The following is a 17,175-nucleotide window of genomic DNA, read 5'->3' as shown; positions in this document are numbered from 1 at the left end:
CCGAGCTGCTCGGCTGCGAGACCTCGCTGGTTTTTTGGTACGCCGAGGTGGAGTCGCGCTGCAGGCCGGACGGCGAGCTTATCACCACGGTGCCCACGCCCGCCAGCACGAGCGCCGCGACGGCCGCGGCCGCGGCGATCAACGGGCCGCGGGATTTGCCCGGCTCGCGCACGGACTCCGCCGGGCGCTCCTCCGTGTCCGCGGCAAGGGCTGCGGCCTCCGCGTCCATGGTGGCGAAGAAGTTCGTGCCCGGGTGCGCGACTTCCACCTCGCGCACGATCGGCGGCAGCGGGGAGATCGGGATGTCATCGGTCGGGATCGGGCCGGCGATCACGGCCAGCGACGTGCCAGCCTCCACCGCGGTGGTGTAGCCGCGCGCCACTGCGATCAGCCCGCGGTCCTCCAGGCGCCGCAGCGTCGGGGTCAGCGCCTCGCCGGCGGCCGGGTCCAGCTCGCCGATGATGTCGCCGTCGACGCACAGCACGATCTCGCCGGCGTCGTCGAAGCCCATCGACACCAGCACCTGCGCCGGCGCCTCCACCGGCAGCTTACCGGTAAGGTCAGCCACGTAGCGCTCGCCTGCGGGCAGCAGCGCCCACGGCTCGCGCGGCGGGGTGTTCACCGGCAACACCTGGCCGGCCGGCGGCAGCACAACCGCCCCGCCGTCCACGGCCACCACCGGGGTCACACCAGACGACGCCAGCTGGGCCAGCTCCGCGTCCTCCACCGAACCGACGGTCTCGCCGTCCACCACGACGTCGAGTTCCGGGGTGAGGGTCGCCGAAGGAACGTCGATAGGCAAATGCTCCACGGGGAGGCGACGGGGGCCCGAAGGCACCTCGTACATGGCCATCGCGAACCTCCCGCTGAAAAGTGTGGTTAAGTCACGCAAGTATAACGCGCGGGCGCTAATTCGCGGCAGTCGAGCGGTTGACCGCCGAGACGATCGCCTCCAGCGACGCGCGCGTGGTCGACCCGGCGATACCCACACCCCACGCCGAGGTGCCGTCGACGTCCGCGTGGATGTAGCAGACCGCGTCCGCGTCGTCGCCCGCGCTGCGGGCTCGCTGCGAGTAGTCCTGCACCTCGAAGTCGATGCCGACCTGCTCCAGCGCGTTCGCGAACGCCGCGATCGGGCCGTTGCCGGCACCCGCGACCTCGCGGGAGGCGCCCTCGTAGACCACCGTCGCCTCCACGCGGGTGTCTTCGCCCTCCTCCTCGGCGGCGTCGATGCGGTAGTGCGCCAGCTCCAACGGCTCGTCCAAGTCCAGGTAGGTGGTGGCGAAGACGTCCCACATGTTCTTGGAGTTGACCTCGCCGCCCTCGGAGTCGGTGATGTTTTGCACGATCGCGGAAAACTCCGGCTGCATCGCGCGCGGCATGTTGATGCCGTGGTCCGTCTTCATGATGTAGGCCACCCCGCCCTTACCGGACTGCGAGTTCACGCGGATCACAGCCTCGTAGGTGCGGCCGACGTCCTTCGGGTCGATGGGCAGGTACGGCACCTCCCAGGTGGTCTCCCGCAGCTCTTCCCAGGTGACGTCGGAGCTCGTTGCTTCTGGACGCACATTCTGTGCCAGCGCATCCAGCCCCTTGTTGATCGCGTCCTGGTGCGAGCCGGAAAACGCGGTGAAGACCAGGTCGCCGCCGTAGGGGTGGCGCTCCGGCACACGCAGCTGGTTGCAGTACTCGACCACTTCGCGGATGCGGGTGATGTCGGAGAAGTCGATCTGCGGGTCCACGCCCTGGGTGAGCATGTTCAGCCCGAGGGTGACCAGGTCGACGTTGCCGGTGCGCTCGCCGTTGCCGAACAGGCAGCCCTCGATGCGGTCGCCGCCGGCCAGGTAGCCCAGCTCGGCGGCCGCGACACCGGTGCCGCGGTCGTTGTGCGGGTGCAGGGAGATGATGATGGACTCGCGGTTTTGCAGGTTGCGGTGCATCCACTCGATGGAGTCCGCGTACACGTTGGGGGTGATCATCTCCACCGTGGACGGCAGGTTGATGATCATCGGGTTTTCCGGCGTCGGCCCCATCACGTCCACCACGGCGTCGCAGACTTCCTTGGCAAAGTCCAGCTCGGTGCCGGTGAAGGACTCCGGCGAGTACTCCCAGCGCCAGTTGGTGTCCGGGTAGTCCGCGGCGATGGTTTTGATCAGCTCCGCGGCGTCGGTGGCCAGCTTCTTAATCGCGTCGCGGTCCTTGCGGAAGACCACGCGGCGCTGCAGCTTCGAGGTGGAGTTGTAGAAGTGCACGATGACGTTCTTCGCGCCGGCGCAGGCCTCGAAGGTGCGGCGGATCAGGTGCTCGCGCGCCTGCACGAGGACCTGGATGGTCACGTCGTCGGGGATCATGTCCTTTTCGATGATCTCGCGCACGAAGTCGAAGTCCGTCTGGGAGGCGGAGGGGAAGCCGACCTCGATCTCCTTGAAGCCCATCTCCACCAGCAGGTTGAACATGCGGCGCTTGCGCTCGGGGCTCATCGGGTCGATCAGCGCCTGGTTGCCGTCGCGCAGGTCCACGGCGCACCACTGCGGCGCGCGGGTGATTTTCTTGTCGGGCCAGGTGCGGTCCGGCAGTTGGATGTCTTCGACCTCTTCGGCGAAGGTGAGGTAGCGGTCCACCGGCATCTGCGAGCCGCGCTGCTTGTTCCATGCGGGCTGGCCGTCGTAACGCGGGCCGGAAGGGGTCTGGATCTCGCGGGGTGCGAAAAAGTCGGTCATTGGAGCTCTCCTTTTGTTGGGGGTGTGTGTTCCACGGCCGGCCAACAGAAACTCCGCGACGGGGTGCCGGCCGTGTTAGTTGGCCTGATTCCCGCCGCGGCGTAGAAGGAGAAGCGCCCTGTGCGACATGTGGCACACCTTACATCAGGTCGAGTCGTGTGTGCACAATTTCAGCGAACCCTGGGCAGTCCGCAGTGCGGAGCTGGGCGGCGAGGTCGAACGGTTCACCAATACGTCGCCGGAATTCAAGCTGCTGGGAGATCGTCCGATCAACAACGCGCGGTGCGGTGTCGGCTGCCTCGACGAGCCAGCGGTCGGCGGTGACGACGTCGTACGGCAGGCGCTCGGCCACTTGGAAATCGGCCACATTTTGTGTCACTAGCACGTCGATGTCACCGTGAACGGCCGCGGAGTGGACGTGCGCATCCAGCGGGTCCGGCAGTGTAGCGCTGCCGTCGAAAGGGAAGTCGCGGATTTGGTTGTCGCCCATCACTGTCATGAGTCGTTCCCGGAGTTGTTCCATCTGTGTGCTCGATGCGTGCGGGAATCGGCGCCGCCTCGCATGTACCGCTTCGGCGAGGATGTCCTCGGTCCAGTGAAATTTCCACACTCCGGGAGAGACCGCAGCAATCAGGCCGAACCATGAATGCAAGGTCGCGGAGGCCCAAATGTTTGCGTCGGGCAGCACGTTGCGGACCATGTCAGTGGCTGTTGCCCATCGTGTGTTCTAGCTGCATGACGTCGAATACTGCGTCCAACCTTTTGCGCTCGATCTCGTCGCGTAGGGCAAGTACTTCACGTGCAGGAATCCGGTGGTGGCTGCCCACCTTCGTGGCGTGAAGGCGCCCTTCGTCGACGTATTTCATCACCGTAGTGCGGGACAGGCCCAACATTGAGGCGGCGGTGTTGGGGGTGACTTCTTCCGGCAGTGAGGAGACGGAGAGCGGTTCGCCTTCAGCAATTGCTCGCAGGACTGCGTGGAGTACTTCGTTGATGTCGTCGGGCAGCGGGTGGCCTGTTTCGTCGTGCAGCACGCTTAGACGGTCTATCGAATGGGCGACGCGCCGCTGCGTGTCGCGGGTGAAGTGCAGGTTTCCGCTTGCGGGTATCAGCGTCATCGCAACCCCCTTAGGTTGACAGTTATATCTGACACCCTACCGGATGCTCACCCGCGTGAGCATTGCGGCGGCCACGAGCATCACGCCTATCGACGTCCCGACGGCCGCCCACCCCAGCACCGAATCCACGCGGAAGGATTCGCCGAGCACAAGCAGGCCCAGGGAGAACGCGACGAGCGGCTCGATGATCTTCGACGCCGGCAGCGATGTGGCCAGCCTGCCCGCGGCGAAGGCGTACTGCTGCACGATCGTGCCGGCCGTGGCCGCGGCCAGCATCGCCCACAACTGCCACGTGGCGAGCAGGCCGGTCACGCCGCCGTGGACGAAGCCGTCGACGGCGACTTTGGAAAACACGGCTTGGTAGCCGTACATGGCGCCGCAGGCGGAGCCGAAGATGAGGGCTTTGCCGGCGGGGGGACGTCGAGAAGCAATGGCGTACGAGGCCGCAATGATGGCCACCGCGGTGCCCACGACAACCCACCACTCCCAGGCGGCGGGGTCGCGCTCGCCGGGCAGCGGGCGGCCGAGCACGACCACCCCGCCCACAGACGCGGTGAGCAGCACCGCCCAAAACGCCTCCGCGGTGTGCATGTGGCGCTTGTCCGCCCACGCCGAAAACAGCAGCGTGAGCATCAGCGACAGCGCCAGGATCGGCTGCACCACCAGCAGCGACCCGAACGCCAGCGCCGCGGCCTGGAAGCCGTACGCCAAAAATGCGATGCCCATCGACGCCCACCACGCCGGCCGCTTCAGGGACCGTAACGGCGAGTCGTTGTTCTCCCCCTCGGGGGCGCCCGCGCGCATGATGCGGTGGCGCCACACAGTCCCCGCCGCCATGGTCGCGGCCGAGATCAGCGCGAACGCGACGGCGAGAAAATTGTTGTGCACAGTGAATGATATTAACGCGGGTGGCTGAATCGGCAGTTTTGGGACGCTATTCTTGACCGTTGGAATGCACGCAGATCCGCGGAGGTACGAATGGCACTGATCGTTCAGAAATACGGGGGATCCTCCCTGGAAAGCGCGGAGCGGATCAAGGCCGTGGCCCAGCGGATCGTGGACACGCGCCGCGCCGGCAACGACGTCGTGGTGGTCTGCTCCGCCATGGGCGACACCACCGACGAACTGCTCGACCTCGCCGCCGAGGTCAACCCCACCCCGCCCGCGCGCGAAATGGACATGCTGCTCACCGCCGGCGAGCGCATCTCCAACTCGCTGGTGGCCATGGCGGTGCACGCGCTGGGGGAGAAGGTGCAGTCCTTCACCGGCTCTCAGGCCGGCGTGATCACCACCGAACGCCACGGCAACGCCCGCATCCTGGAAGTCACCCCGGGGCGCGTGCAGGAGGCTGTGGACGAAGGCAACATCGCCATCGTCGCCGGCTTCCAGGGCGTCAACCGCGAAACCAAGGACGTGACCACCCTCGGCCGCGGCGGCTCCGACACCACCGCCGTCGCCCTGGCCGCGGCGATGAACGCCGACGAATGCGAGATCTACTCCGACGTCGACGGCGTCTACACCGCCGACCCGCGAATCGTGCCGGACGCGCGCAAGCTGGACACCCTCTGCTTCGAGGAGATGCTCGAGCTTGCCGCGTCCGGGTCCAAGATCCTGGTGTTGCGCAGCGTGGAGTACGCCCGCGCGTTCAACGTGCCCATGCGGGTGCGCTCGTCTTACAGCACAGATACCGGCACCCTGGTCGCCGGAGCATTGGAGGATATCCCCATGGAAGAAGCAGTACTTTCCGGCGTGGCCACCGACGACTCGGAGGCCAAGATCACCATCCTGGGCATCCAGGACGAGGTCGGCGAGGCCGCCAAGGTCTTCCGCTCACTCTCCGACGGTGAAGTCAACATCGACATGGTGATCCAGAACATCTCCAGCGCCGAAGACAACAAGACCGACATCACCTTCACCTTGCCCAAGGCCGACGGCGCGCGCACCATGGAGAAGCTGCGCGAGCTGCAAGCTGCCGAGGGCTGGGACGATCTGAGCTACGACGACGAGATCGGCAAGGTCTCGCTCGTCGGCGCGGGCATGAAGTCCCACCCGGGGGTCACCGCCGACTTCTGCGACGCGCTGCGCGACGCCGGCATCAACATCGAGATGATCACCACCTCCGAGATCCGCATCACCGCCGTGGTGCGCCAGGCGGACGTGGCCGAGGCCGCGCGCGCGATCCACACCAAGTTCGACCTCGGCGGCGACGAGCCGGCCGTGGTCTACGCAGGCACCGGACGTTAGAAGGAGTTTTCAATGACCACTCTCGCAGTCGTCGGCGCCACCGGCCAGGTCGGCCGCGTGATGCGCGACATCCTCACAGAGCGCAACTTCCCCGCCGACAAGGTCCGTTTCTTCGCCTCCCCGCGCTCCGCGGGCAAGCAGCTCGAGTTCCGCGGCGAGGAGATTACCGTCGAGGACCTCACCCAGGTCACCGAGGAGTCCGTCAAAGACGTGGACATCGCCCTGTTTTCCGCCGGCGGGTCCACCTCGCGCGAGTGGGCGCCGGTGTTCGCCGCCGCGGGCGCGACCGTCGTGGACAACTCCTCGGCGTGGCGCAAGGACCCGGACGTCCCGCTGATCGTCACCGAAGTCAACCCGGAGGCGGCGCGCGAGCTGCCCAAGGGCATCATCGCCAACCCGAACTGCACCACGATGGCGGCGATGCCGGTGCTCAAGCCGCTTCACGACGCCTTCGGTCTGACCACCCTCCGCGTCGCCTCCTACCAGGCAGTTTCCGGCTCGGGGCTGGCTGGCGTCGAGGCGCTGGCCACCCAGGTTGAGGCGCTGGGGGATCCGCGCGGGCTGGTCCGGGAGGACGTCGAAAAGCCAAGCGACCTCGGGCCCTACGTCGAGCCCATCGCGTTCAACGCGCTGCCGCTTGCGGGCTCGCTTGTCGACGATGGCTCCGCCGAAACCGACGAAGAGCAGAAACTGCGCAACGAATCGCGCAAGATCCTCGGGCTACCGGAGCTGAAGGTGGCGGGCACCTGCGTGCGCGTGCCAGTGTTCACCGGCCACACGATGGTGGTGCACGCCGAGTTCTCCGAGGCCGTCACCCCGCAGCAGGCCGAGGAGATCCTGGCGGGCGCGCCGGGCGTGAAAGTGGTGGACGTGCCGACGCCTCGCGCCGCCACCGGCATCGACGAGTCCCTGGTGGGCCGCATCCGCCAGGACCAGAGCGTCGACGGCGGCCGCGGGCTCGTGCTCGTCGTCGCCAGCGACAACCTGCGCAAGGGCGCGGCGCTGAACACCATCCAGATCGCCGAGCTGCTGGTCTAACGCCAGGCGGCGGGGCGGCGCTCCTGACAGATTCCGCCGCCCGTTTGCGTCGACCAGGCACGATAAAGCCCCACTGACAGATTCCGCCGGGAATCGTCGGTGGGGCTTAAAGCGTTGGTGGGCGCTACAGCTTGGTCGAGCCGTCGTCCTTCGCGCTCACTGCGGTCGAGCCGCCGGTTTCCTCCGCGGCGTCCTCGTCTTCGTCTTCTTCGTCGTCCTTGTCGCCGCCCAGGCTGTTGTCCGGCCCGGCTGCCGCCTCCTCGGCTTCTTCGGCGGCGATCATGTCGTCGACGGTGTGGTCGTTCCACGGCTCGTCGGGGTTGCGGCGGTACTCGTCGGCGGAGACGGGGTCGGTGTAGGAGACGTAGACCACGTCGGAGGGGTTCTCGCGGTCTTCTTCCTCGAACTCGCTCTCATCGTCGTCGAGCAGCTCCTGGGCGACCTCTTCCTCGAGGGCCTCGGACAGCTCCTCGGAGTCCACGTTGGACTTGGCAGTGATGTATTCGAGTTCGCGCTCGTCGTTCTTGGTGAAGCGCTCGGCCGGGTCCATCTTCTTGCGGGTCAGCTCAAGGGCGCGGCGGCGGCGGTCGCCTTCCTTGCGCAGCTTGGGGATGCCGCGGACCCACGCGATGGTCATCACGACGATGAGCAGCAGGCCCAGGTAGCCCAGGATCGGGTACACGGTGGAGACAAGCTGCTGGAAGCCCACGAACGACAGCACGAAGCCGATCAAGCAGGCGGAGATGAAGATGACGCGGAACTTGTCTTCGCGGCCGCGGGCGAGGCGCTTGCCCAGGGCGAAGAACATACCTAGGCAGGTGGCGAAGATCATGCCGAAGATGACCAGGGACATGATCAGGCCCATGGTGGGGTTGATGTCGCTGATCAGGGTCAGAAGCGGCATGTCCTGGCCTTCGACGGTCTCGATCTTGACCAGCAGCGCCAGCGCCAGCAGCATGAGCATGACCAGGTAGCCGATGCCGCCGAACAGACCGCCGAGGCCGGCTGCGCGGGTGTCCAGGTGGTTGCCGCCGATGACCAGCGCCATGGACACGACGCACATGACGTTCAGGCCGGTGTAGTTCAGCGCGGCGATCCACCAGTTGGGCAGGGAGGTATCCACCTGCGCCGCCGCGGCGTTCAGCGCGCTCCAGTCCGGGTGGGCGTTAATCAGGGTCCAGCCGCATCCGAAGATGACAAACACCAGCAAGAACGGGGTGAGCGCGCCAATGGCGCCGGTGACCTTGTCCACGTCGAGCATGCCGAAGCCGATGGTGGCGGCGAGCATGAGCACCGCGCCGATCCACACTGGGATGCCGAATTGCTGGTTCAGGTTGGCGCCGGCACCGGCGAACATGACAAAGCCGATGGAGAACAGGGTGACAATGGTGGCGATGTCCAGGATCCAGCCCATCACCTTCGAGGAGATGGAGCCGAGGACTTCCATGTGCTCTTTGGCTTGGAAGAAGGAGCCGAGCTGGAGGATGGTCACGCCGGCGATGAGCATCAGCGCGGAGCCTAAGACTGCGCCCCAGATGCCTTGGGTGCCGAAGGCGGAGAAGTACAGCATCGCTTCCTGGCCGGATGCGAAGCCTGCGCCGACGACGGTGCCGATGAAGGCGAATGAAATTAGTAGTGCGTTTTTCAGCATGAAAAAACTCCGGGAGTTGTTTAGCAAAACCTTTTACAAACTTATGCGAATTTCTCCCGGTTGGCACCTTTGCATGCGCTTTACGACGATCCTTCGGCCGTGCCCGCCACCAGATCCCGCCGGGCGCGGGCCACCCGGGAGCGGATGGTGCCGACGCGTACGCCGACGATGCGGGCGGCTTCTTCGTAGGTGTAGCCCATCACTTGCGTGAGTACGAGGGCTTCGCGGCGTTCGGGCGGTAGCTCGTCGAGAAGCGAGCGTGCGTCGATGACGTCGCCCCAGGTGTTGGGGTTGTCGGGGCTGGGGTTGGCGGCGGCGACGTCTTCGTATTCGGCCGCCGATTTGCGGGGTCGGGCCATGTCGTGGCGCACGGAGTCCACCCAGGCGCGGCGCGCGAGCGACAGCAGCCAGGTGCGCGCGGTGGAGCGGGCTTGGAAGCGCGGAAGCGAGCCGAGGACGCGCAGGTAGGTCTCCTGTGTGAGGTCGTCGGCGTGTTGGGGTCCGGCGAGGTGGGCAAGCAAGCGCCACACGTCGTTTTGGGTGAGCCGGATGAATTCGGTGAGCGCGTGTTTGTCGCCACGGCCGGCGCGCAGTGCCAGGTCCGTGACGTACGCGTCGTCGCTAGTGCTCACAAGCTCATTACGTTAGTTCTTTTTGTCGGAGACGGTGACGCCGTAGAGGGAGCGGCCCATGATGAACGACGCCACGGAGCCGACGATCCACACCGCGGCGATGGCCAGCACGGCGCGGATGAAGTCGTTGAGGTCGAAGCCGGTGGTGGTCCAGGAGTGGATGAGTTTGGCCACGATGAGGATGGGGAAGGCCACGACCACCAGGGGGCCGAGCAGGTTCACGCGCGTCAGGGCGTCGGGGGCGCGCAGCTGCAGGATGGTGGTGGCGACCACGCAGATGGTGGCCACGACAACCAGCACGGCGACGATGATTTCGGCGATGGTCATTAGCGGCGTCCTCTCGAGATGATGCGGGCCATGGAGATCGTCGGGATCACGCCGCACACCAGGCCGGCGAGCAGCGGGATCTCGTACGCGATGGCAGACGAATTGAACAGCGTCCACACGAGGAAGATGGCGATCATGGAGTAGAAGATCACGTCTGCCATCACGGCGCGGGAGAGTTCGTCTTTGGTCAGGATCACGGCGCCGAGCGCGATGAGCAGGCTGACGGCCATGATGATCAGGCAGATCTGCATGATGGTGGTGAACATGGCTTAATCCATCCTTTCGGCCGGCGGCACGTTGTCGCCGTTTGTGTCCGGGCCGTGGTCGACGTAGGGCTCCCAGGCGACGGTTTTCGGGTCGATGGGGCGTTTGCTTAGCGACGGCCGAAGGTGTTCCTCCATATCCGCCAAACCCGCGATGACATCTTCCGGGTCGGAGCCGAACGCCGCCTGCACCAGCAGGATGATCGGCCCGTTGTCGGCGACGGGGTGGCGCAGCCCCATGGACAGCGTTCCCGGGGTTGCAGTGATCGAGGTGGTGAACCAGAAGACGTCCCAGTCCGTGTTCACTCTCAGCGGGTAGTAGATGACGATGGGGTCGAACTTCGCCGCCGGGTTGAACGCCTTGGCGACGGCGTCGAAGCCGGCCACGAAGATCTCTTTGGCAAGCCAGACGGCGTACTTCACGCCGTGGAAGAAGCCTCGCATTAGTTCTCGCCTCCATTGGTTTCGGCGCCGAAGGTGTCGCCGGGTGCGGGGACGCCGATGGGGTCGTCGCCGAGCACGGCGGTGGTGTAGGCGTCAACGTCGAGCAGGTCGTCGACGGCGTTGGTGGTGATGTCCCACATGTGGCCGGCGAAGATGAACATGCACAGCGACATGACCATCAGCACTGCGGACGGCAGCATGAAGCTGGCGCGGACGTTGAGCGCCTCGGGGTAGTTCTGCATCGGCCGGCCCCAGAACACGCGCTGCCACATGCGCATCATGGACAGCAGCGCACCGAAGGAGGCGATGATGATGGCGGTGATGGCCACCCAGGAGCGCCAGTCCCCGGCGGAGGCGGCCGCCAGCACGACGGTGACCTTGCCGAAGATGCCGGAAAACGGCGGGAAACCCACGATAGAAAACGCGCCGGCGACGAATACGGCGGACGTCCACGGGTCGCGGCGGGCGATGCCGGACAGTTTCGCCATGGTGCCGGTGCCGTAGGTCTCCTCGATCGCGCCGGAGTTCAGCACGAGTGCCGCGATGGTGATCATGTGGTGCAGGGTGTAGAGCAGGCCGGCGGCGAGGGCGTAGCGTGCGTCGTCGTTAGTAAAGGCCAGCATGATCAGGATGAACGGCATGCCGTTGACCATCTGGTAGGCCAGCACGCGACGCATGGTGGCCTCGGCCAGGCCGGCGAAGCCACCGATGATCATGGAGATGACCATGACCACGATGAGCAGCGTGTTCCAACGCGGGTCCATGTCGAACATGATCACCCAGATGCGGAAGAGCATGTACACGGCCACCTTGGTGTGCAGGCCGGAGAACAGGCCCATCACGGCCGCGGAGGTGGACGGGTAGGTGCGCGGCAGCCAGGTGTAGACGGGGAACACGCCGGCCTTCGTGGCGATGGCGATGACGACGATGCCGGTGGCCACCGTGGCAGGCCCGTTGCCTGCGGCCACGCCTTGCAGCGAGGCGAGGTTCACCGCGCCGGTCACAGCGTAGAGGTAGCCCACGCCGAGCACGAGCATTGTCGATGCCGCCAGGTTGACCAGCACGAACATGCGCGCGGACAGCAGGCGGTGGCGGGTGCCCGTCATGGCGATCAGGCCGTAGGACGGCAGCAGGCACACCTCGATCATGACGAAGAAGTTGAACAGATCGGCGGTGAGCAGCGCGCCGGAGACGCCGGTGATGAGCACCAGCGACAGGGGCACGTAGAACCGGGACTGGGTTTCGCCGACGACGATGGCGAACCAGTTGGACATCAGTGCCACGATCATGGTGGTCACGATCATCACGGCGGAGAACGTGTCGGCGGCAAAGGAGATGCCCACGCCGCCCTGGTACAGGCCGATGACGTGGCCGATAGTGCCGTGGTCGCGGGTGTAGCCGTAGAGCCACACGCCGAGGCCTAGGTTGATGGCGGGGATGAGAATCGCCAGGGCGTCGTTGAGCCACTTCCAGGGGCTGAGCGCCGTGACCGCGGAGACGATCAGCGGCAGCGCCACAAATACGGGCAGGATTGCGTCTACGGCCATTAGTCGGTCACCCTCAGGCTTTCGTTGTCAACGTGGCTGATCTCGCGTGCGCGGATCTCCTCCAGCTTCTTCTGGTTCAGCCGGGCGTTGCGGCCGGCGGTAGACAGGGCCGACGGGCTCAGCCGCATCTTGGAGTAGCCGGCGTCGGTGCCGGTGGGCTGCTCCGCGGTGTCGTCGTTACGCCCCAGCGCGGACAGCATCAGCAGGATCGTCGTGGTGGCCATCGCGATCACGACGGCGGTGAGCACGAATGCCTGGGGCAGTGGATCCGCCATGTCCTCGAACGGCACACGCGACGGGAAGGCTTCCCCGCGCCATGCGCCGACGCCTGTGGCGAGCAGGGTGAGGTTGGTGGCGTGGCCGAACAGGGACATGCCGAAGATCACCCGCACGAGGCCGCGCTGCAGAACCAGGTACACCGATCCCGCGACCAGGACTGCGATGGTAAGTGCCATGACCATGGGTTAGTGCTCCTTCGTGATAACCGGTTGCGGGTCGTGTGCCGGGTTGATCGGCTCCGGGTGCGCGTCCACGGGGTTTTCGGGCGCCAGCGGGGCCGGGATGCTCGGCAGCGGGTTGTCTTCTTCGTCGCGCGAGTAGTCCAGGTCCGACAGGTCCATGCCGGGGCGCAGGTAGCCGCCGAGCGCGTTGATCGCGGCGGTGACCATGCCGAGCACGGCGAGGTAGATGCCGAAGTCGAAGATCAGCGAGGTGGTCATGTGCTCGCCAGCGATCTCGCCGTGGATGGCGTACATGAACCCGCCCTCGATGAAGCCGAGGAAGCCGGAGGAAATGGCGATGATGATGCCCCAGCCGGTCAGGCGGATCGGGGTGAAGTTCTTCACCACGTCCGCGTCCGCGCCGCGGGACAGGTAGTTGATGGCGAACGCCGTGGCCATCACAAGCGCTGCGACGAAGCCGCCGCCGGGGGCGGTGTGGCCGCGGAAAAAGATCAGCACGGACAGCACCACCAGCACCGGTGCGACCAGGGCCGCGGCCTTGCGCAGCGGGATGGAGTTGAGCTGGGACTGGCCGAAGGGGCGTGGGCGGGTGCCGGCCTCGAACAGGTGGCGCGGCATGGAGCTGACCACTGCGGCGATGACCACTGCGGCCATGCCGAGGACGGACAGCTCGCCCAAGGTATCGAAGCCACGGAACTCGACGATGATCACGGCGACGATGTTGTCGGCGCCGGTGACGTCGCCGCCTTCGGTGAGGTACCACTCGGCCAGTTCGGAGCGGCCGCGGCGGCCGGTCAGGCCGTAGACGCCGAAGAAGGTGACCACGCCCGCGATCAGGGCGAAGATGGAGGCAAGAGCCTTGCGACGAGCCTTCGTCTCCGGGAACATCCGCGGCTGGTAGCGAAGCACCACCAGGATGACCACCACGGTCAGCGACTCGACCAGGAACTGCGTCATGGCCACGTCCGGGGCGCCCAGCAGGAACATCTGCAGGGTCATGCCCACGCCGACGGTGCCGAGCAGCACAGCGGAGGCAAGACGGGAGCGGGTGAACACCATGCCCAGCACGGACATCGCGATGATGGCGAACGGGATGAGGTCCCACCACACGTCCAGGCCCTCGGCGCGCGGGGCCGGGGTGACGCCGTCGATGCCGTCGGTCAGGCCGATCACGCACAGGCCCATCGCGGTGACGGACGCCAGCAGCGGGAAGAGGTGGCGCGACGGGTTGAAGCCGTCGGCCAGCGAGCCGAGCTGCTTACCCAGGTTGGACAGGCTGCGGGTGAGCCAGGCCAGCACCTCGGTGCCGTCTGCGGGCAGAAGGTCCTTGTTGCCCAGCGCTGCGAAGACGCGCTTGCGGAAGAACACCACGAACACCACGCCGGCGACCAGCACTGCCACAGACACCAAAAATGGCGGGGTCACGCCGTGCCAGAGTGCGAGGTGGGTGGCAAAGCTGTCGTCGCCCGTCACGGCGCGCACGCCTGCGGAGACGGGGTTGTCCACCCAGAACAGCAGGAACGGCAGGACCGCAGAGGTCAGGCCGGGCAGCGCGGCGGGCAGCCAGAGGGCGGTGGGGGCTTCGTGGACGTCGGGGAGGTCCTTTGGTCCGTCGATAAATGCGCCGAAGACGATCTTCGCCGAGTACACGAAAGTGAGAAATGCGGCGATGCCGGCCACCGTGAGCAGGAGCGCGCCGTAGGAGGATTCGTGGAAGGCGTCCAGGATGGATTCCTTGGACACGAAGCCGAACAGCGGCGGGACCGCGGCCATGGAGGCGGCGGCGATAACGGTGGAGGCGAACGTGAACGGCATCTTGTTGTAGATCGGGCCCAGGCGGCGCATGTCGCGCGAGCCGGCTTCGTGGTCCACCACGCCGATGAGCATGAACAGCGAGGACTTAAACAGCGCGTGCGCCAGCGTGTGCGTCAGCGCCGCGGCCAGGGCGATCGGGGTGCCGATGCCGATCGCGGCGACGATCCAACCCAGGTGGGACACGGTGGAGTACGCAGTGAGGTGCTTCAGGTCCGTCTTGGTAATGGCGAACAGCGCGGACATCAGCGCGGTGAACAGGCCTGCGGTGACCAGCAGGTAGTTCCACGCGGCGACGTCCGAGAAGATGGTGGAAAAGCGCAGCAGCACGTAGATGCCGGCCTTGACCACGGCCGCGGCGTGCAGGAACGCGGAGACCGGGGTGGCGGCGGCCATGGCCTCGGGCAGCCAGAAGTGGAAGGGGAACTGCGCAGCCTTGGTGAACGCGGAAAACGCGATGAGCAGCGCGACTACGACGGTGACGCGGTTGTCGCCCCAGATATCGGCAGCGAGGATGTCCTGCAGGCGCGTCGTGCCGGTCTGCGCGGAGGCCACGGCCAGGCCAGCCAGCAGCGTCAGGCCGCCGAAGAAGGTGAGGATCAGGGTGCGGTAGGACCCGGCCTCACCGGAGGAGCCGGAGCGTGCGATGAGCAGGAACGACGCGATGGAGACGAGCTCCCAGGCGATGAACAGCAGCACGGCATCGTCCGCAAGCACAAGCAGCAGCACCGACAGGGTAAACGCCGTCATGATGGTGTAGAAGCTGGTGTTGCCGTCGCGCTCGGGCAGGTACGCGGCGGAGTACAAAAAGACCACGCCGCCGATGACCAGCGCCAGCAGCGCGAAGAAGATGCCCAGCCCGTCTGCGCGCAGCGCGAAGTCCACGGAGGTGCCCGTGCCCATCACGTCGTGCGCCCACTCCTTGGACCATTCGAGGTCCGTTCCGCGGGAGACTTCTGTGAACTTGGAGCCGAGCACGGCCGCGGCGGCGAAGAGGATCGCCGCGAGCGGGTACCCGGCCTTCTTGTCCATGACTCGCACGAGGATCGGTGAGAGCACCACCGTCGCTGCGACGAGCCCGATGACAAGGGGAAGTGTCATGGTGAACCCATTTCATTCCATGGTTTTGGCAAGAACCCTTACGACAGTATCAAGGCTGCCGACACGGTTCTAACGGTGCGCAGTTCGGGCGATGGGCTGGCGGTGCGCCTCCCGCAGCAAGTCGGGCGCGAGTGCTAAGAACAATGCCATGAAATCGGGCAACGCGTGGCGGTTGGTGTGTGCGCTTCTGGCGCTGGTTGTCGGGGTGTTTTTGCCCATGAATCCGGCCGACACATGGGCGAACGCGGGGCGCGATGCTGAGGTTTCGGGCGCCCCGCAGGTCGGCCCCGACAACTTGGGGGATGCGCGCCGCGCGGCCGGTGAGGCCGGGCAGCAGGCGAAGGTGCTCAAGGAGGGCGCCGGCCAGCTTGCTGCGGGCATCGGGGAGGCGCAGGGGCAAACTCAGCAGCTTATCGACGCCCTCGCCGCCGCCCAGTCCGGCTCCCAGCAACTCGCTGACGGCATGGTCGAGCTCCAGGCTGGCACCGGCCAGTTGGGCGCGGGAGCGACGCAGCTGGCGGATTCCATCGGCGAGGTGGTCGGCCAGGTGTCCGGGTTTGAGGCCGTGCGCGGCCAGGTGGTCGGCGCGATCGACCGTTCCCTGGAGGAGCTCAAGGGCGCGAAAGACCCGGAGGCGGTCAAGGCCCGCGAGTCGCTGAAGGACCTGCGGGCCCAGGCTGAGACCGCCCAGCTGCCGCCGGACGTGGTGGCGAAGATGAACCAGCTTCGCGACGGCTCCCGCGACCTGGCCAACCAACTCGCTGTACCGGGCTACGGCTACCACGACGGTATATATACAGCCACCAACGGCTCCGCCGAGCTGGCCGCGGGCCTGCGTGAGCTACAGGCGCAGACCGGGCAGGCCACCGGCGGCATCGATGAGCTGGTCGCCGGCGTGGAAAAGATCAACCAGATGGCGGTCATGAACGCCGACAAGGTTGGCGCGGTGCGCGCGGCCCTGCCGGTGCCGGCAGTCGCGCCGGGTGCTGCCGGGGCTGAGCCGGTCGGCCCGACCCTTGCGCCGGTGGCGGCGATGCTGCTCGCGGCGATGGCCGTACTCGGAGGCACCGCACTGGCGGCGGCGTGGTTCGCATCCCGCGGGCGCTGGTGGATCCTGAGCGCCGGTTCCGTGGTTTTGGCCGCCGCGGGCACCATCTTGGCCGGGGTGATCGGATCCGGGTTTGGTGTGCAGGAATACGGGGTGGCGTTTATAGGCCTGCTGCTGGGCACGCTCGCCAGCGCGGGCCTGGCTTCCGTGTTAAGTCGAGCGTTCGGCGCTGGGGTTGGTCTTGGCTCAGCCGGCGTGCTTGCGCTTGTGCAGACCGGGCTCGTCGGCTGGGTGTGGCGCACCGCGACCACCGCGCAGGTCGACTCTGTGTGGGTGGCGTTGTCGCAAGCAGCGCCGATGCACTGGGTGTCCACCGCTGTCTCGGCGGGCGGCAACGGCGGCGACTACCGCGGCATCGTCTCGGCGGTGCTGCTGTCCGCCCTGCTTGCGGTGGCGGGCCTGGTTGGGGCACGGGGCCGTCGTTAAGCAAACGCTTAGGTAGACAGCCGTTTTTCAAATCCCTAAAATGTGATGTTAACTGTCACCTCTCTGTTGGAACGTGGTGACACCCGCGCTAGCCCGCGCGAAAAAAGACGGCTCCCGGAGCGATCCGGGGGCCGTTTTTTGCATTGAAGGTCCGGTTGCTGGGGGAGTAGTTAAACCCCTCGTGATGAAAAAGCGCCGCTAATTGAACACCGATTTCACTTACCTACAGCACATATAGGGCCCGGGAGCTGCGATGATGCGGACGTAACCTGAAATTAACCTG

16 protein-coding genes are annotated in these 17,175 nt (G+C 66.3%); 3 read left to right on the top strand and 13 right to left on the bottom strand.

Annotation, left to right across the window (positions count from 1 at the left end; all coding sequences use genetic code 11):
- The 5 genes from H0193_RS11975 to H0193_RS11955 all read right to left on the bottom strand — a co-directional run.
- Positions 1-853: hypothetical protein (locus H0193_RS11975; RefSeq protein WP_181890135.1), on the bottom strand; the 853-nt coding region annotated here is incomplete at its 3' end.
- 55 nt (positions 854-908) lie between these two features.
- Positions 909-2,720: a 2-isopropylmalate synthase gene (leuA, locus tag H0193_RS11970; protein ID WP_181890134.1), complete on the bottom strand. Its 1,812-nt coding sequence runs from the start codon at positions 2,718-2,720 to the stop codon at positions 909-911.
- A gap of 139 nt (positions 2,721-2,859) precedes the next feature.
- A complete protein-coding gene (locus H0193_RS11965; protein WP_181890133.1) occupies positions 2,860-3,420 on the bottom strand; it encodes a PIN domain-containing protein in 561 nt (186 codons plus the stop codon).
- 1 nt (position 3,421) lies between these two features.
- Complete coding sequence (locus H0193_RS11960; protein ID WP_181890132.1) at positions 3,422-3,838, bottom strand: helix-turn-helix domain-containing protein; 417 nt, start codon at positions 3,836-3,838, stop codon at positions 3,422-3,424.
- Positions 3,839-3,874: 36 nt separating this feature from the next.
- Positions 3,875-4,726 carry a DMT family transporter gene (locus tag H0193_RS11955; protein ID WP_181890131.1) on the bottom strand — a complete coding sequence of 284 codons (852 nt, stop codon included), beginning with the start codon at positions 4,724-4,726 and terminating at the stop codon, positions 3,875-3,877.
- Between the two features lie 90 nt (positions 4,727-4,816).
- Here H0193_RS11955 and H0193_RS11950 point away from each other — a divergent pair, with 90 nt between their 5' ends.
- On the top strand, positions 4,817-6,082 hold the full coding sequence (locus H0193_RS11950) for an aspartate kinase (RefSeq protein ID WP_181890130.1): 1,266 nt from the start codon (positions 4,817-4,819) through the stop codon (positions 6,080-6,082).
- A gap of 12 nt (positions 6,083-6,094) precedes the next feature.
- The gene (locus H0193_RS11945) at positions 6,095-7,120 is read left to right on the top strand and encodes an aspartate-semialdehyde dehydrogenase (RefSeq protein ID WP_181890129.1); all 1,026 of its coding nucleotides are present in this window, start codon (positions 6,095-6,097) and stop codon (positions 7,118-7,120) included.
- A 124-nt stretch (positions 7,121-7,244) separates the two neighbouring features.
- Here the strand turns inward: H0193_RS11945 and H0193_RS11940 are convergent, their stop codons facing one another.
- From H0193_RS11940 to H0193_RS11905, 8 genes are all read right to left on the bottom strand, one after another.
- Complete coding sequence (locus H0193_RS11940; protein WP_236883628.1) at positions 7,245-8,771, bottom strand: YkvI family membrane protein; 1,527 nt, start codon at positions 8,769-8,771, stop codon at positions 7,245-7,247.
- An 80-nt stretch (positions 8,772-8,851) separates the two neighbouring features.
- Positions 8,852-9,403, bottom strand: a complete 552-nt coding sequence (locus H0193_RS11935; protein ID WP_181890128.1) for an RNA polymerase sigma factor — start codon at positions 9,401-9,403, stop codon at positions 8,852-8,854.
- A gap of 12 nt (positions 9,404-9,415) precedes the next feature.
- Entirely contained in the window at positions 9,416-9,730 is a 315-nt protein-coding gene (locus H0193_RS11930; protein ID WP_181890127.1) for a Na+/H+ antiporter subunit G, read from the bottom strand.
- On the bottom strand, positions 9,730-9,996 hold the full coding sequence (locus H0193_RS11925) for a cation:proton antiporter (RefSeq protein WP_181890126.1): 267 nt from the start codon (positions 9,994-9,996) through the stop codon (positions 9,730-9,732). The genes H0193_RS11930 and H0193_RS11925 overlap by 1 nt, the downstream gene beginning before the upstream one ends.
- 3 nt (positions 9,997-9,999) lie before the next feature.
- Complete coding sequence (locus tag H0193_RS11920; protein ID WP_181890125.1) at positions 10,000-10,437, bottom strand: monovalent cation/H+ antiporter subunit E; 438 nt, start codon at positions 10,435-10,437, stop codon at positions 10,000-10,002.
- Positions 10,437-11,984, bottom strand: coding sequence for a monovalent cation/H+ antiporter subunit D family protein (locus tag H0193_RS11915; RefSeq protein WP_181890124.1), 1,548 nt, complete (start codon positions 11,982-11,984; stop codon positions 10,437-10,439). Before H0193_RS11915 ends, H0193_RS11920 begins: the two co-directional genes overlap by 1 nt.
- Complete coding sequence (locus H0193_RS11910; RefSeq protein WP_181890123.1) at positions 11,984-12,445, bottom strand: sodium:proton antiporter; 462 nt, start codon at positions 12,443-12,445, stop codon at positions 11,984-11,986. The genes H0193_RS11915 and H0193_RS11910 overlap by 1 nt, the downstream gene beginning before the upstream one ends.
- A gap of 3 nt (positions 12,446-12,448) precedes the next feature.
- Positions 12,449-15,358, bottom strand: coding sequence for a DUF4040 family protein (locus H0193_RS11905; RefSeq protein ID WP_181890122.1), 2,910 nt, complete (start codon positions 15,356-15,358; stop codon positions 12,449-12,451).
- 148 nt (positions 15,359-15,506) lie between these two features.
- Here H0193_RS11905 and H0193_RS11900 point away from each other — a divergent pair, with 148 nt between their 5' ends.
- Positions 15,507-16,892 carry an ABC-2 family transporter permease gene (locus H0193_RS11900; RefSeq protein WP_181890121.1) on the top strand — a complete coding sequence of 462 codons (1,386 nt, stop codon included), beginning with the start codon at positions 15,507-15,509 and terminating at the stop codon, positions 16,890-16,892.
- Positions 16,893-17,175: the final 283 nt, after the last annotated feature.

It is taken from the genome of Corynebacterium haematomassiliense (assembly GCF_013978595.1).
Taxonomy (GTDB): domain Bacteria; phylum Actinomycetota; class Actinomycetes; order Mycobacteriales; family Mycobacteriaceae; genus Corynebacterium; species Corynebacterium lehmanniae.
This window is presented reverse-complemented; position numbering and strand designations above follow the sequence as displayed.

Excerpts from the sequence above, each read along its gene's own strand:
- H0193_RS11940 (WP_236883628.1), bottom strand. The coding sequence starts at position 8,771 with ATGCTGAAAAACGCACTACTAATTTCATTCGCCTTCATCGGCACCGTC.
- H0193_RS11905 (WP_181890122.1), bottom strand. The coding sequence starts at position 15,358 with ATGACACTTCCCCTTGTCATCGGGCTCGTCGCAGCGACGGTGGTGCTC.
- H0193_RS11915 (WP_181890124.1), bottom strand. The coding sequence starts at position 11,984 with ATGGCCGTAGACGCAATCCTGCCCGTATTTGTGGCGCTGCCGCTGATC.
- leuA (WP_181890134.1), bottom strand. The coding sequence starts at position 2,720 with ATGACCGACTTTTTCGCACCCCGCGAGATCCAGACCCCTTCCGGCCCG.
- H0193_RS11965 (WP_181890133.1), bottom strand. The coding sequence starts at position 3,420 with ATGGTCCGCAACGTGCTGCCCGACGCAAACATTTGGGCCTCCGCGACC.
- H0193_RS11920 (WP_181890125.1), bottom strand. The coding sequence starts at position 10,437 with ATGCGAGGCTTCTTCCACGGCGTGAAGTACGCCGTCTGGCTTGCCAAA.
- H0193_RS11960 (WP_181890132.1), bottom strand. The coding sequence starts at position 3,838 with ATGACGCTGATACCCGCAAGCGGAAACCTGCACTTCACCCGCGACACG.
- H0193_RS11925 (WP_181890126.1), bottom strand. The coding sequence starts at position 9,996 with ATGTTCACCACCATCATGCAGATCTGCCTGATCATCATGGCCGTCAGC.
- H0193_RS11910 (WP_181890123.1), bottom strand. The coding sequence starts at position 12,445 with ATGGTCATGGCACTTACCATCGCAGTCCTGGTCGCGGGATCGGTGTAC.
- H0193_RS11950 (WP_181890130.1), top strand. The coding sequence starts at position 4,817 with ATGGCACTGATCGTTCAGAAATACGGGGGATCCTCCCTGGAAAGCGCG.
- H0193_RS11900 (WP_181890121.1), top strand. The coding sequence starts at position 15,507 with ATGAAATCGGGCAACGCGTGGCGGTTGGTGTGTGCGCTTCTGGCGCTG.
- H0193_RS11930 (WP_181890127.1), bottom strand. The coding sequence starts at position 9,730 with ATGACCATCGCCGAAATCATCGTCGCCGTGCTGGTTGTCGTGGCCACC.
- H0193_RS11945 (WP_181890129.1), top strand. The coding sequence starts at position 6,095 with ATGACCACTCTCGCAGTCGTCGGCGCCACCGGCCAGGTCGGCCGCGTG.